Source organism: Streptomyces sp. NRRL S-455 (genome assembly GCF_000717875.1).
Classification (GTDB): Bacteria; Actinomycetota; Actinomycetes; order Streptomycetales; family Streptomycetaceae; genus Streptomyces.
This window is the reverse complement of sequence record NZ_JOCT01000024.1, coordinates 83,531-96,732: the sequence shown is the minus strand read 5'-3', so window position 1 is coordinate 96,732 and position 13,202 is coordinate 83,531. Positions and strand designations below refer to the sequence as shown.

Sequence of the window (13,202 nt, the reverse complement as noted above, 5' to 3'; positions counted from 1 at the left end):
GGGCCACGGGTCGGAGGGCTGCGCAGATGAAGCGGATGCGGATCGAGAAGACGCGGCGGGCGGTCCGTACCCGCCGGTACCCGGACGAGCCGTTGGCGCTGCGCGACGCCCTGGACCCGCGCGATCCCGACATCACTCGGGCCAAGCGTCTCGCGCTCCGGGACCAGGACGGAAGCGACCACTCCTAGAAGCTCACGGGTCTGCCGCGAACGCCCGGGGCGCGTGCCCCGGGCGTTTCGTGTGCCCGGGCGGGCCCGGCGGGGAGTACGTCACTGTCCGGCATCAGGTGTTGTCGGGATCAGGTCAACACGCTTCAATGCGGGGGAACTCGGGGCGCTGAACGACGGCGTACGGCTGTGCAGACCTGCCCTGCGCCGGCGGGACGGCCCCCGGGCGGCCCGCGCGAACGGTCTGACCAGCCGTTTGCCGACTCACAGAGAGGCCCCTGCATGCCGCACGCCCCACAGCACGCGGACGTCGCCACCGCGGAACTGGACTCGGCCCTGCGAGGCGGCCCCTTCCACGTCGCCCTGCGTGCCGCGATCGCCGCCCGCGGGCTGCCGCTGCAACGCGTGCAGCACCATCTGTCCCGCCACGGTGTGAAGGTGGGCGTCACCAGTCTCAGTTACTGGCAGCAGGGCGCCCGGCGCCCGCAGCGCCCCGAGTCGCTGCGGGCCGTGCGCGCGCTCGAGGAGATCCTGGAGCTTCCCGAGGAGTCGCTGCTCCGGCTGCTCGCCGAGTCGGGCGGGAACCCCTCCGGGCAGCGGTCGTCGGCCCGGTCCTACCGCTCCCTGGTCGATGCGTCCGGGGTGCTGGACCAGGTCCTGGCCGAGCTGGGCTGTCCGCCGGACGAGGGCCTGCACACCCTCGGGCACCACGAGCGGCTCCGGATCGGGGCGCGGCGCGAACTGGCCGAGCGGGAGGCGCACCACATCGTGCGCGCCCACCGGGACGGCGTCGACCGCTTCGTTGCCGTCCACTACGGCGACCGGGGAGCCGTGCCGGAGCGCATGCGGGTGCTCGCTCTGGAGAACTGCCGTACCGGGCGCGTCCGTTGGCACGGCGACACGGGAGTGCTCGCGGCCGAGCTGCTCTTCGACACCCGGCTGCGGGCCGGGGACACGTTCCTGTTCCGCTACGGCGTCGAGGACGGTACGGCGGGCGTGTCACGCGAGTACGTCCGGGGCTGCGACTCCCCCGGCGGCCAGTACGCGCTCCAGGTGTGTTTCGACGCGGCGGCCCTCCCGGTGCGCTGTCACCGGTTTTCGCAGGCCTCGGCTGCCGCGCCGCGCAGTGGGTGCCAGGAGCTGGCGCTGAGCGGGCGGCACCGGTCGGTGCATCTGGTCGAGCCGCGGGCGCGGGCCGGCTTTGTGGGGATCGGCTGGGACTGGGAGTAGCCGGCCGGGCCTGGGGCTACCCATGTCCCTGGGCCGGGCTGAGCCGGACCGGGCCGGGTCCCGCCGGACGTAAACGTTTGCGCAAGCGTTTACGTCGGGCGCGGAATGCGATACGTTCCCCGCCGGAAGCGGAGGAGGGAACACCATGGCGACCATGGCCGACGTCGCCCGGAGTGCCGGTGTCTCCGTGGCGACGGTCTCGCACGTGCTGAACGGCACCCGCCCGGTGCTTCCGCACACCCGCCAGGCGGTCCTGGACGCCGTGGAAGAGCTCGGCTACACCACCAACACGCTGGCCCGTTCCCTGGTGACGGCCCGCACCCGTTCCATCGGGCTGGCGGTGTCGGCGATCAGCAACCCGTACTTCACGGAGATTCTGCAGGGCGTCGAGGCCAGTGCCCTGGAACACGGCTACAGTCTGCTGATCGCCGATCCGCACGACGACCCGGAACACGAGCGCAAGGTCGTCCAGCTGCTGCACGAGCGCCGGGTGGACGGCATGATCGTCGCACCCTCCGCGGACCCGCGCGGGCTGCTCGCCTACCTGGGGCGGCACGGCGTCCCGGCCGTGTTCCTGGACCGGCTGGTGGACGCCCGGGGGACGGACGGCGGTCCGCGCTTCGACCAGGTCTGTGCCGACAACGCCGAACCGACGTCCCGGCTGGTCACCCACCTCGCCGGGCTCGGCCACCGGCGGATCGGCCTGGTGGCCGGGCGGCCGGGGCTCAGCACCACGAGCGAGCGGATCACCGGCTACCGGACCGGCCTGTCCTGCGCGGATCTCCCCTACGACGAGCGGCTCCTGGTGCACGGTGACTCGGAGGCGGCCGGTGCCGAACAGGCCACCGCCGCCCTGTTGTCCCTCGCCGTGCCGCCCACCGCGCTGGTCACCGGCAACAACGCGATGACCATCGGGGCGCTGCGTGCCCTGCGCGCCCACGGTCTGTCCGTGCCCGGCGACATCGCGCTGTGCTGCTTCGACGACTTCACCTGGGCGGACCTGTTCTCGCCGCGGCTCACCGCGATGGCGCAGCCCAGCAAGGACATCGGCGCCCAGGCCGTCCGCGTGCTCCTGGAGCGTCTCGCCGAGCCGGACCGGCCCGCCCGGACCGCACGGCTGCCCTGCACCTTCGTCCACCGCACTTCGTGCGGCTGCCCAGACTCATTCGGGAAAGGAACCCTGTCGTGATCGTCGTCGCCGGTGAGGCCCTGATCGATTTGGTGCCGCAGGGTGCGGGCGCCCTGGCGGCGCTGCGGCCGGCGCTCGGCGGAGGCCCGTACAACACGGCCGTGGCGCTGGGCCGTCTCGGCTCGCCCGCCGCCTTCTGCTCCCGGGTGTCGTACGACGCGTTCGGGGAGGCCCTGCTGGACCGGCTGCGCGACACCGGGGTGGACGTGTCGTCGGTGCAGCGCGGCACCGAGCCCACGACCCTGGCCGTCGCCACGGTCGGCGAGGACGGCTCGGCGGCGTACTCCTTCTACGTCGACGGGACGGCGGACCGGCTCTTCACCGCGCCCGCCACGCTGCCGTCCGGCACCCGCGCGGTCTCCTTCGGCACCTGTTCGCTGGTGCTGGAGCCGGGGGCGAGCGCATACGAGGAGTTGATGCGTGCGGCGGCCGGGCAGGGCGTGTTCACCGCGCTGGACCCGAACATCCGGGCCGGGCTGATCCCGGACGCGGACGCCTACCGGGCACGGTTCAAGAGCTGGCTGCCGTTCGTGTCGCTGCTGAAGCTGTCGGCGGAGGACGCCGAGTGGCTCGGTGGTACGCCGCGGGAGTGGCTGGCCGCCGGTCCCGCGGCGGTCGTGGTCACCCGGGGCGGCGACGGGATCACCGCCTACACCGCCGACGGCGGCGAGTACGCGGTGCCGGGCGAACGGGTCGAGGTCGTGGACACGATCGGCGCGGGTGACACGGTCAACGCCGCGCTGCTGCACGGGCTCGCGGTACGCGACGCCCTCAGCGGGCAGGCGCTGGCCGCACTGGGCCCCGACGGCTGGACGGGGCTGCTGGGCTTCGCGGCCCGTGCGGCGGCGGTCACCTGCTCGCGGGCGGGGGCGGAGCCGCCGTACGCCCGGGAGCTGGAGGGCTGACGCGAGCCGACGGCCCGAAACGGGCCCTCGGACGCATCACCGCAATGGACACGAAGCCGCCCGCACCCGCGAGCTGGACGGCTGACGCGAGCCGACAACCCGAGACGAGCACCCGGACGCGGCACCGGAACGAACACGAAGCCGCCCGCACGCCCGACGGCTGAGAGGCGGGCGGAGTCCGGCCGCGTCGCTCAGCCCGTCTCGCCCACCGCCCGCAGCGCGCCGGGCCGGCGGCCGTTGAGGCGGTCCAGGGCCGCGGCCGTGGCGTCGTCCGCGGGCAGCAGGACGATGACCCGCTGTCCCTCGTCGGGGAGCGCGAGCGTCTCCTGCAGGAGGCGGAGTGAGCCGGCCTCCGGGTGGTCGAGGTGCTGGGAGCCTGTCTGTCGCGGTGTGGTGGCCAGGTCGGCGAACCGGTCGGCGAAGTCCGCCCCGGCCGTCACCGTCAGCTCGTCGGCCAGTTCGGCTAGGTGCGGATCCCGGAGGGGGACGCCGTGCCGGAGCCGGGCGACAAGATCGTCGGCCACCCGGTCCCAGTCACGGTAGGCGCTGCGGGCCCGCTCGTCGGTGAACAGGTACCGGAGCAGGTTGGGCGGCTCGTCGTCGAGCAGGCCGATGGGACCGACCAGCCGCTCGTACCCGGCGGTGTGGGCGAGGACGTCGCCGATCCAGTTGACCACCAGTGCGGCAGTCGGCTCCATGCGGTCAAGAAGCGCCCGTACGGTGGGGCGGGCCGTGCGGCTGAGGGACGGGGCCGCCGCACAGACCAGTGGGTCGCCGCCGTCCGCCTCCTTGGTCAGGCGGCGCAGCAGCATCCGGTCGTTGAGCGACAGGTTCAGGGCGTCGGCCAGGGCACCGAGCACCTGGGCGGACGGGTTGCGGTCGCGGCCCTGTTCCAGGCGGGTGAGGTACTCGACGCTGATGCCGGCGAGGGTGGCCAGTTCGGCCCGTCGCAGACCCGGGGTACGGCGCCGTGACCCCGCGGGCAGGCCTGCTTCGGCAGGGCTGACGGCTTCACGCCAGGCGCGCAGGAACGTGCCCAACTCGTTGTCGCTCACCCGCCGAACCTACAACGCGCGCCGGCCCGGATCGTGGCCCTGCCACTACCAGGCTCCGGCCGGTCTCCCTCATGGGCCGTGGAGCCCTCACGGTGGAGTGCATGACGAATGACACCGCTGCTGCCGTTCCCGCCACCGCCCTGCCGCTGGCCCCCGGAAACTGGGCCCTGGATCCGTTCCACTCCTCAGTGAACTTCACCATCCGCCACCTGGGTATCGCCAAGGTGCGGGGCCGTTTCGAGCGGTTGGAGGCCGAACTGTACGTCGGGGAACGGGTCGAGGATGTGCGGGTGTCCGCGACCATCGATCTGGCCTCGGTCAACACCGGCAACGCCGACCGGGACGCGCACGTACGCGCCTCCGACCTGCTCGACGTCGAGAAGCGCCCGACGATGACCTACCGCTCGACGCGCGTATCGGGCGAGGCGGAGGACTGGACGATGGAGGGCGAACTGACGATCGGCGCGGTGACCCGGCCGGTGACGCTCGCCGTGGAGTTCGGCGGGCTGGTCGATGTGCCCATGGACGGCAGCCGGCATGCCGGGTTCGAGGCGACGGGCGAGATCCGGCGCAGCGAGTTCGGGCTCGACTTCGCCCCCGGCCTGCTCGGCGAAGTGGTGAAGATCCAGCTCGACATGCAGTTCGTGGAACCGAAGAACGGCTGACGGACACACGCCGACGCGCCGTGCTCCGCGGGTGGTCACCCGCGGAGCACGGCGCGTCGTTACCGCTTGCCCGTTACTGCTCGCTCTCAGCCCTTGGTCGTCCGCGTCGTCTTCTTCGCGGCGGCCTTCGTGGTCTTGGCCGCCGTCTTCCTGGTGGCGGTGCTGTTGACCGTCCTGCCGGCGGCGGTCTTCTGTGCCGGGACGGTCTTCTGCGCCGTCCTCTTGCGCGGCGCCTTCACCGAGGACGCGTCGCTGATGCGGTCGGAGCCGAGGACCTCGCGCAGGAACTTGCCGGTGTGGCTGGCCGGGACCCCGGCGACCTGCTCGGGCGTGCCCTCGGCGACGACCAGGCCACCGCCGGCGCCGCCTTCGGGGCCCATGTCGACGATCCAGTCCGCGGTTTTGATCACGTCGAGGTTGTGCTCGATGACGATGACCGTGTTGCCCTTGTCGACCAGTCCGGACAGGACCGCCAGCAGCTTGCTGATGTCCTCGAAGTGCAGACCGGTGGTCGGCTCGTCCAGGACGTACACCGTGCGGCCGGTGGAGCGGCGCTGGAGTTCGCTGGCGAGCTTGACGCGCTGGGCCTCACCGCCGGACAGGGTGGTCGCGGACTGGCCGAGCCGGACGTAGCCGAGGCCGACGTCCTTCAGGGTCTTCATGTGGCGGGCGATCGCGGGAACCGCCTCGAAGAAGTCCGTGGCCTCCTCGATCGGCATGTTCAGGACGTCGGCGATGGACTTGCCCTTGTAGTGGACCTCCAGGGTCTCCCGGTTGTACCGGGCGCCGTGGCAGACCTCGCACGGGACGTAGACGTCCGGGAGGAAGTTCATCTCGATCTTGATGGTGCCGTCGCCCGAGCAGTTCTCGCAGCGGCCGCCCTTGACGTTGAAGGAGAAGCGGCCGGGCATGTAGCCGCGGACCTTCGCCTCGGTGGTCTCGGCGAACAGCTTGCGGATGTGGTCGAAGACGCCGGTGTACGTGGCCGGGTTGGACCGCGGGGTGCGGCCGATGGGCGACTGGTCGACGTGGACGACCTTGTCGACGAGGTCGTCGCCGTCCACGCGCGTGTGCCGTCCGGGCACGCTCCTCGCGCCGTTCAGCTCGCGGGCGAGGTGCGTGTACAGGATGTCGTTGACCAGGGTCGACTTGCCGGAGCCGGAGACACCGGTGACGGCGGTGAAGACGCCCAGCGGGAACGAGACGTCGATGTCCTGGAGGTTGTTCTCCCGGGCGCCGTGCACCGTGAGCTGCCGTGACGGGTCGACCGGGCGCCGGATGCCGGGCAGCGGGATGGCCTTCTTGCCGGACAGGTACTGGCCGGTCTGCGACTCGGCGTTGGTGAGCAGTTCCTTCAGGGAGCCGCTGTGCACGACCTTGCCGCCGTGCTCGCCGGCGCCGGGGCCGATGTCGACCACCCAGTCGGCGGTCTTGATGGTGTCCTCGTCGTGTTCGACGACGATGAGCGTGTTGCCCATGTCGCGGAGCCGGACCAGGGTCTCGATCAGCCGGTGGTTGTCGCGCTGGTGCAGGCCGATGGAGGGCTCGTCGAGGACGTAGAGGACGCCGACGAGGCCGGATCCGATCTGGGTGGCCAGGCGGATGCGCTGGGCCTCGCCGCCGGAGAGGGTGCCGGCCGCGCGGTTCAGCGAGAGGTAGTCCAGGCCGACGTCGACCAGGAACCGCAGCCGCTCGTTGACCTCCTTCAGCACCCGCTCGGCGATCTTCTTGTCGCGGGCGGTGAGCTTCAGTTCTCCCAGGAAGTCCGCGCAGTCGCTGATCGACATCGCGGAGACCTCGGCGATGGACCTGCCCATGATCGTGACCGCGAGGACGACCGGCTTCAGACGCGTGCCCTCGCAGGTGGGGCAGGGCACCTCGCGCATGTAGCCCTCGAAGCGCTCGCGGCTGGAGTCGCTCTCGGCCTCGCTGTGCCGGCGCTTCACGAAGGGGACGGCACCCTCGAAGGCCGTGGTGTAGCGGCGCTCGCGTCCGTAGCGGTTGCGGTAGCGGACCTCGACCTGGGTCTTGTGGCCGTGGAGCAGGGCCTTCTTGGCGCGCTGCGGCAGGCCCGCGAAGGGGATGTCCGTACGGAAGCCCAGGGCGTCGGCGAGGGCGCCGATGAGGCGGCCGAAGTAGTCCTTGGTGTGGCCGTGCGACCAGGGGTGGATGGCGCCGTCGTCGAGGCTCCTGTCCGGGTCCGGGACGATCAACTCCGGGTCGACCTCCATGCGCGTGCCGATGCCGGTGCAGTCCGGGCAGGCGCCGAAGGGCGAGTTGAAGGAGAAGGAGCGTGGCTCGAGCTCCTCGAAGGACAGGTCGTCGTACGGGCAGTACAGGTGCTCCGAGTACATGCGCTCGCGCTCGGGGTCGTCCTCGGGGAGGTCGACGAAGTCGAGCACGACCATGCCGCCGGAGAGGCCGAGGGCGGTCTCGACGGAGTCGGTGAGGCGACGCTTGGCTCCGTCCTTGACCGTGAGGCGGTCGACGACCACCTCGATGGTGTGCTTCTCCTGCTTCTTCAGCGTGGGCGGGCTGGACAGCTGGATGGTCTCGCCGTCCACGCGGGCGCGGGAGTAGCCCTTGGTCTGGAGGTCGGCGAAGAGGTCGACGAACTCGCCCTTGCGCTCGCGCACCAGCGGCGACAGCACCTGGAAGCGGCTGCCCTCGGGCAGCTCCAGGACCCGGTCGACGATGGCCTGCGGCGACTGGCGCGAGATGGGGCGGCCGCACTCGGGGCAGTGCGGCTTGCCGATGCGCGCGAAGAGCAGACGCAGGTAGTCGTAGACCTCGGTGATCGTGCCGACCGTGGAGCGCGGGTTGCGCGAGGTGGACTTCTGGTCGATGGAGACGGCCGGGGAGAGCCCCTCGATGAAGTCGACGTCCGGCTTGTCCATCTGGCCGAGGAACTGCCGGGCGTACGAGGAGAGCGACTCCACGTAGCGCCGCTGCCCCTCCGCGAAGATGGTGTCGAAGGCCAGCGAGGACTTGCCCGACCCCGACAGGCCCGTGAAGACGATGAGCGAGTCGCGCGGGAGGTCGAGCGAGACGTTCTTGAGGTTGTGCTCGCGCGCTCCACGAACGATGAGACGGTCGGCCACGCCGGTCCGCACCTTTCTTGAGAGAAGTGACAGGGGCGGGGCCCCCGTCCTTCTCAGACTAGGGGGAGCCACTGACAACGCCGGTCGGATTCACGGGTTGCCAACACACCCCGGCTATCCAGCATGCCCGACGCCACACCCGACCCTATAGCACGCACATTCGATTTACGGCACCGCTTCACCACCTTCACCCGAAGGTGTGGTGTGGCTAGGGTCAGCACCATGATTGATCACGCGCATGACCTGGAGTCTGTACGTGTCGCGACCGAGCGGCTGCTCCTCGCAGTCGGCAAACTGGACAACGCGTCTGTGACCGAGCCGTCACGCCTGCCCGGCTGGACCCGCGGCCACGTCCTGGCCCACCTCGCCCGGAACGCCGACGCTCTCGTCAACGTCCTCGAAGGCCGTCCCATGTATCCCTCCGGCGAGGCCCGGGACGCCGACATCGAGCGGGACGCCCCGCGCGGCCTCGACGTCCAGCTCGCCGACCTGCGCGAGAGCGCGGCCCGCTTCCAGGCGGCCGGTCAGGCCCCGGCGGACTGGTCGCGCAGGGTGGAGCTGCGCAACGGGGTCACCGACTCCGCGTCCCGGGTCCCGTTCCGGCGCTGGGTGGAGGTGGAGCTGCACCACGTGGACCTGGGGATCGGGTACGAGCTGGAGGATCTGTCGGCGGAGTTCACGGAGCGCGAGATCGCCTTCCTCACCGACCGGTTCGCCGGGCAGCCCTACGTGCCGCCGACCCGCGTCACGGACGGCACACGCGCGTGGAGCACCGGCCGGAAGCCGGGCGCGCAGGGGCCTGAGGTGACCGTCACGGGTTCCCCGGCCGAACTGCTCGGCTGGCTCGCCGGCCGCCGCGCCGGATCCGCCCTGACCTCGGCCGGTGGTCCGCTTCCGGCACTGCCCCCGCTATAGGCTGGCGGACATGACGTACAGCGGCGAGGTGACGGTCGGCGGACCTGCCGACGTGCACGAGCTCAAGGACCTGATGATCACCAAGATCGCGGTCGGCCCGATGAACAACAACGCCTATCTGTTGCGCTGCCGTGCCACCGACGAGCAGTTGCTGATCGACGCCGCGGACGAGGCGGACACCCTGCTCGGCATGATCGGCGGCGACGGTATCGCGTCCGTCGTCACCACCCACCGGCACGGCGACCACTGGCAGGCGCTCGCCGAGGTCGTGTCGGCCACCGGCGCACGCACGTACGCGGGGCGGGACGACGCCGAGGGCATCCCCGTGCCGACCGACGTACTCGTCGACGACGGTGACACCATCCGGGTGGGGCACGTGGAGCTCACCGCGCGCCACCTGGTCGGGCACACGCCCGGCTCGATCGCCCTTGTCTACGACGACCCGCACGGGCATCCCCATGTGTTCACCGGGGACTGCCTGTTCCCGGGGGGCCCTGGCCGGACAACACAGGCCGCAGAGTTCAACTCCCTGATGAACGGCCTGGAGACCAAGCTGTTCGACGTCCTTTCGGACGAGACCTGGATCTATCCCGGCCACGGCAACGACACCACCATCGGCACGGAGCGGCCCCACCTCGCGGAGTGGCGCGCACGAGGCTGGTAACCGTCCAACGCCGACCGCCCCTGTTTCGAAACCGAAGCGGGGGCGGTCGCGCATTCAGGCCCGTTCCGCGCTCGGGAGGGTCATGTCCCACGGACGGTGGCCTCCAGAGTACCGTCGCCGACGCCGGCAGCGGTGACCGCCATGATCAGGGGGACTGTTGCATGGGCTGCGGTCTGCCGGGCCGGGTTCACCTGGCAGGCAGCGGAATCTCCCACTTCTCCGCAATCCATCCCTTCGGCTCCCAGCCGTACTACGGGCTCGAAACACCCGCACGCAGCTGGAGGCCGCGCTCAAGCGGGCTGCGACCGCCGCTGTCACCTCACGGCCCTTGACCTCCGGGCCGCGGAGGAGAGCCCCGGGGCGGCCCGGAGGCCGAGGACGGTGAGGTGTTCCGGCAGAGGATCCGCGTGGCCGTGGACCGTGGACCACGCCCGCGCCCTGCGCGTCTCGCGCCGCCGGGCTCGTGCCCGACGCGCCTGGCGGGCGATCCGGCGGAGGGGGTGCCCGGCGACCCGGCGGACGCGTCCCCGGCGATCCAGTGGACGCCCCGCCGGCGATCTAGCGGGTGGCCCCGGTGTGCTCCCGCGCAGTCGCCGCCTCGCTCGCCGCCTTCCCGGCCCCCGGCTCGGCGCTCTTCCCCGCGAACCCGCGCCGGCCCGGCAGGACCGCGAGAACGATCAGTGTTCCGGCGGCCATGATGATCCCGCCGATGAGGCTGGTCTGGGCGACTCCGTGGGCGAAGGCCTGGTGGACGGCGTCCATGGCGGCCTGGGCCTGCTGGGGCCCGGCGGAGGGATCCTGCGCGACCCGCTCCGCGACGGCCAGGCCACCACCGACCGAGTCCTTGGCGATCTCCATCGCCTCGCCCGGGAGCCGGTTGCCCACCAGGTCGGTCAGCTCGTCCCGGTAGGCCGTGCCCAGCAGCGAGCCCAGCACCGCGATGCCCAGCGCCCCGCCCAGCTCGAGCGCGGTGTCGTTGACACCGCCGCCGACGCCCAGCTCGGACTCGGGGAAGGAGCCCATGATCGTGTCGGTCGCCGGGGAGATGGCCAGTCCGAGCGCGAGGCCCAGCATCATCAGCGGCGCCAGGAAGTCCCCGTACGTCGACCCCTTGTCGATCTGGGTGAGCAGGAACATGCCCGCCGTGCCGACGGCCATGCCGGTCACGGCCATCACCCTCACCCCCAGCTTCGGGGCGAGCACCCCGGTCACCGCGGACCCGAGGAACACCGCACCGCCCAACGGCAGCAGCCGTACACCCGTGTCCAGGGCGCCGTAGCCGAGGACGAACTGCAGGAACTGCGTCGAGTAGTAGATCACAGCGAACATGCCGAAGAAGAAGAACATCACCGCGAGCATCGAGCCGCTGAAGGGCCGCAGCGCGAACTTTCGGACGTCCAGCATCGGGTGCGGGTGCCGCAGCTCCCAGGCCACGAAGGCGACCAGCCCGACACCGGCGACCACGGCGGCGGTGACGGGGCCGACGCCCCAGCCGGAGTGCGGGCCCTCGATGGCGGCGTAGATCAGGGAGCCGACGGTGACGATCGACAGCAGACCACCGACGTAGTCGATCCGGCCCATGCCCTCCGCCTTGGACGGCGGTACCAGGGCGAGCGCGCCGAACACGGCGAGGACGGCGATCGGCACGTTGATCAGGAAGGTCGAGCCCCAGGCGTGGTCCTCAAGCAGCCAGCCGGAGACCAGCGGGCCGACGGCTACCGCCAGCCCGGAGGTCGCGGCCCAGGCGGTGATGGCCTTGGCCCGCTCGCTCCGGGGGAAGGTCGCGACCACCAGGGACAGCGTGGCCGGCATCACGACCGCGGCACCCACACCCATGATCGCGCGGGCCACGATGACCAGCGAGGTCTCGTCGACCATGCTCCCCATCACCGAACCGCCGGCGAAGAGCAGCAGACCCAGCACCAGCGCGCCGCGCCGGCTGTACTTGTCGCCGATCGCGCCCAGCACCAGCATCAGCGCCGCGTACGGAACGGTGTAGGAGTCGACGACCCACTGCAGATCACTGCTGCTCAGGCCCAGCTCGGTGGTCATGTCGGGGGCGGCGACGATCAGCGACGTGTTCGCCATCACCGTGATCAGCAGGCTCAGGCACAGCACGAGCAGCGCCCACCAGCGCCGCGCGTAAGGCCCGGTCATTTTCTCCACGGGGGTGTTCGCTAGGAAGGGCATCAGTAGCTCCTGAGGGGGACGGGGCGGACGAGCGGAAGCACTTGATTGCCCGTGAGGCGAGCGGGCGACGGGCTGAGATCTCCGGGCTTCAAGATCATCCTGTGGCCCCTTGTGGGCTTCCCTCGGCGATCCCCTGGAGGGCCGCGTCGGTGTCCGCGGTGGCCAGCATCCTGTTGATGTCGGCCCCGGCCAGTGCGCCGGCCGCTGCGGAGGCCCCGACCTGGGCGACCAGATCGGTGGCGTTGCCGGCCACCCACACGCCCGGCACCCCGGTGGTGCCGGCCGTGCCGGAGGCGAAACCGCGGCCCATGTTCGGCAGGCCCTGCACCGGCAGGCCCAGACCTTCCAGGCCCCGGGTGCGGGCCTGCATCGGCGCGGCGACTGCGAGGACGCGGCGGGCGACGACCTGGCCGTCGGCCAGGCGCACCCCGGCGAGGGCACCGCCCTCGTCGTTGACGACCTCGGTGACCGGGGTGTCGATGACGCGGATGCCGCGGGCGGCGAAGCGGGCGCGGCTGTCCTCATCCAGGTCAGTGCCGTGGGTGAAGTAGATCAGGTCCTCGGTCAGCTGACGGAACAAAAACGCGTGGCCGATGGAGGCCGGGCCGGTGGCCAGGATGCCGATGGGCTCATCGCGCACCTCCCAGCCGTGGCAGTACGGGCAGTGCACCACACTGTGCCCCCAGTGCTCGGCGAGCCCAGGCACCTCCGGCAGCACATCCGTGAGGCCGGTGGCCACAAGGATGCGGCGAGCGGTGATGCTGCGGCCGTCGGCCAGGGTGACGGTGAACCGCAGGTCCCCGTCCGCCGACGGGGCGGCGGACTCGGCCGAGACCACCTCGCCGAACACGACGCGTCCGCCGTACTGGCGCACCTGCTCCCGGCCCCATCGAAGGATCTCGGACGGCGGGGTGCCGTCCAAGACGATGAAGCCGTGCACGGCCTCCGCGGGCGCGTTGCGCGGGGAGCCGCTGTCGATCACGACGACCGAGCGGCGGGAGCGGGCGAGGATCAGGGCACCGTTCAGCCCTGCGGCGCCCCCGCCGATCACCACCGCGTCGACGGTCCCCTCGGCCAGTGCGTCGCTCGCGTACGGAGGAGTCGCCACAGCCATGGCCTCC

At 71.5% G+C, this 13,202-nt stretch carries 11 protein-coding genes; 7 read left to right on the top strand and 4 right to left on the bottom strand.

Features of this window, described 5'->3' with window-relative positions:
- The first annotated feature begins 26 nt into the window (after window positions 1–26).
- The 4 genes from IE97_RS42610 (at window position 27) to IE97_RS0128840 (ending at window position 3,491) form a co-directional block, all read left to right on the top strand.
- Window positions 27–188, top strand: coding sequence for a hypothetical protein (locus IE97_RS42610; RefSeq protein WP_199807071.1), 162 nt, complete (start codon window positions 27–29; stop codon window positions 186–188).
- Window positions 189–449: 261 nt separating this feature from the next.
- Entirely contained in the window at window positions 450–1,397 is a 948-nt protein-coding gene (locus IE97_RS0128850; RefSeq protein ID WP_030246762.1) for a hypothetical protein, read from the top strand.
- A 145-nt stretch (window positions 1,398–1,542) separates the two neighbouring features.
- A complete protein-coding gene (locus tag IE97_RS0128845; RefSeq protein ID WP_030246760.1) occupies window positions 1,543–2,586 on the top strand; it encodes a LacI family DNA-binding transcriptional regulator in 1,044 nt (347 codons plus the stop codon).
- Window positions 2,583–3,491, top strand: coding sequence for a carbohydrate kinase family protein (locus IE97_RS0128840; RefSeq protein WP_030246758.1), 909 nt, complete (start codon window positions 2,583–2,585; stop codon window positions 3,489–3,491). Before IE97_RS0128845 ends, IE97_RS0128840 begins: the two co-directional genes overlap by 4 nt.
- Before the next feature lie 191 nt (window positions 3,492–3,682).
- On the opposite strand, the gene IE97_RS0128835 is transcribed toward IE97_RS0128840, so the two are convergent.
- The gene (locus IE97_RS0128835; protein ID WP_030246756.1) at window positions 3,683–4,546 is read right to left on the bottom strand and encodes a helix-turn-helix domain-containing protein; all 864 of its coding nucleotides are present in this window, start codon (window positions 4,544–4,546) and stop codon (window positions 3,683–3,685) included.
- A 101-nt stretch (window positions 4,547–4,647) separates the two neighbouring features.
- Here IE97_RS0128835 and IE97_RS0128830 point away from each other — a divergent pair, with 101 nt between their 5' ends.
- Window positions 4,648–5,211, top strand: coding sequence for a YceI family protein (locus IE97_RS0128830; RefSeq protein WP_030246753.1), 564 nt, complete (start codon window positions 4,648–4,650; stop codon window positions 5,209–5,211).
- Between the two features lie 86 nt (window positions 5,212–5,297).
- On the opposite strand, the gene uvrA is transcribed toward IE97_RS0128830, so the two are convergent.
- A complete protein-coding gene (gene uvrA / locus IE97_RS0128825) occupies window positions 5,298–8,312 on the bottom strand; it encodes an excinuclease ABC subunit UvrA (protein WP_030246750.1) in 3,015 nt (1,004 codons plus the stop codon).
- Between the two features lie 222 nt (window positions 8,313–8,534).
- Here uvrA and IE97_RS0128820 point away from each other — a divergent pair, with 222 nt between their 5' ends.
- Together IE97_RS0128820 and IE97_RS0128815 are read left to right on the top strand one after the other, a co-directional pair.
- Complete coding sequence (locus IE97_RS0128820; RefSeq protein WP_030246747.1) at window positions 8,535–9,227, top strand: maleylpyruvate isomerase family mycothiol-dependent enzyme; 693 nt, start codon at window positions 8,535–8,537, stop codon at window positions 9,225–9,227.
- Window positions 9,228–9,237: 10 nt separating this feature from the next.
- Window positions 9,238–9,891, top strand: a complete 654-nt coding sequence (locus IE97_RS0128815) for an MBL fold metallo-hydrolase (RefSeq protein WP_030246744.1) — start codon at window positions 9,238–9,240, stop codon at window positions 9,889–9,891.
- Window positions 9,892–10,449: 558 nt separating this feature from the next.
- On the opposite strand, the gene IE97_RS0128810 is transcribed toward IE97_RS0128815, so the two are convergent.
- Entirely contained in the window at window positions 10,450–12,081 is a 1,632-nt protein-coding gene (locus IE97_RS0128810; protein WP_030246741.1) for an MFS transporter, read from the bottom strand.
- Between the two features lie 94 nt (window positions 12,082–12,175).
- A complete protein-coding gene (locus IE97_RS0128805; protein WP_030246738.1) occupies window positions 12,176–13,195 on the bottom strand; it encodes an NAD(P)/FAD-dependent oxidoreductase in 1,020 nt (339 codons plus the stop codon).
- Between the last annotated feature and the right edge of the window lie 7 nt (window positions 13,196–13,202).

Excerpts from the sequence above, each read along its gene's own strand:
- IE97_RS42610 (WP_199807071.1), top strand. The coding sequence starts at position 27 with ATGAAGCGGATGCGGATCGAGAAGACGCGGCGGGCGGTCCGTACCCGC.
- IE97_RS0128850 (WP_030246762.1), top strand. The coding sequence starts at position 450 with ATGCCGCACGCCCCACAGCACGCGGACGTCGCCACCGCGGAACTGGAC.
- IE97_RS0128845 (WP_030246760.1), top strand. The coding sequence starts at position 1,543 with ATGGCGACCATGGCCGACGTCGCCCGGAGTGCCGGTGTCTCCGTGGCG.
- IE97_RS0128830 (WP_030246753.1), top strand. The coding sequence starts at position 4,648 with ATGACGAATGACACCGCTGCTGCCGTTCCCGCCACCGCCCTGCCGCTG.
- IE97_RS0128820 (WP_030246747.1), top strand. The coding sequence starts at position 8,535 with ATGATTGATCACGCGCATGACCTGGAGTCTGTACGTGTCGCGACCGAG.
- IE97_RS0128815 (WP_030246744.1), top strand. The coding sequence starts at position 9,238 with ATGACGTACAGCGGCGAGGTGACGGTCGGCGGACCTGCCGACGTGCAC.
- IE97_RS0128810 (WP_030246741.1), bottom strand. The coding sequence starts at position 12,081 with ATGCCCTTCCTAGCGAACACCCCCGTGGAGAAAATGACCGGGCCTTAC.
- IE97_RS0128805 (WP_030246738.1), bottom strand. The coding sequence starts at position 13,195 with ATGGCTGTGGCGACTCCTCCGTACGCGAGCGACGCACTGGCCGAGGGG.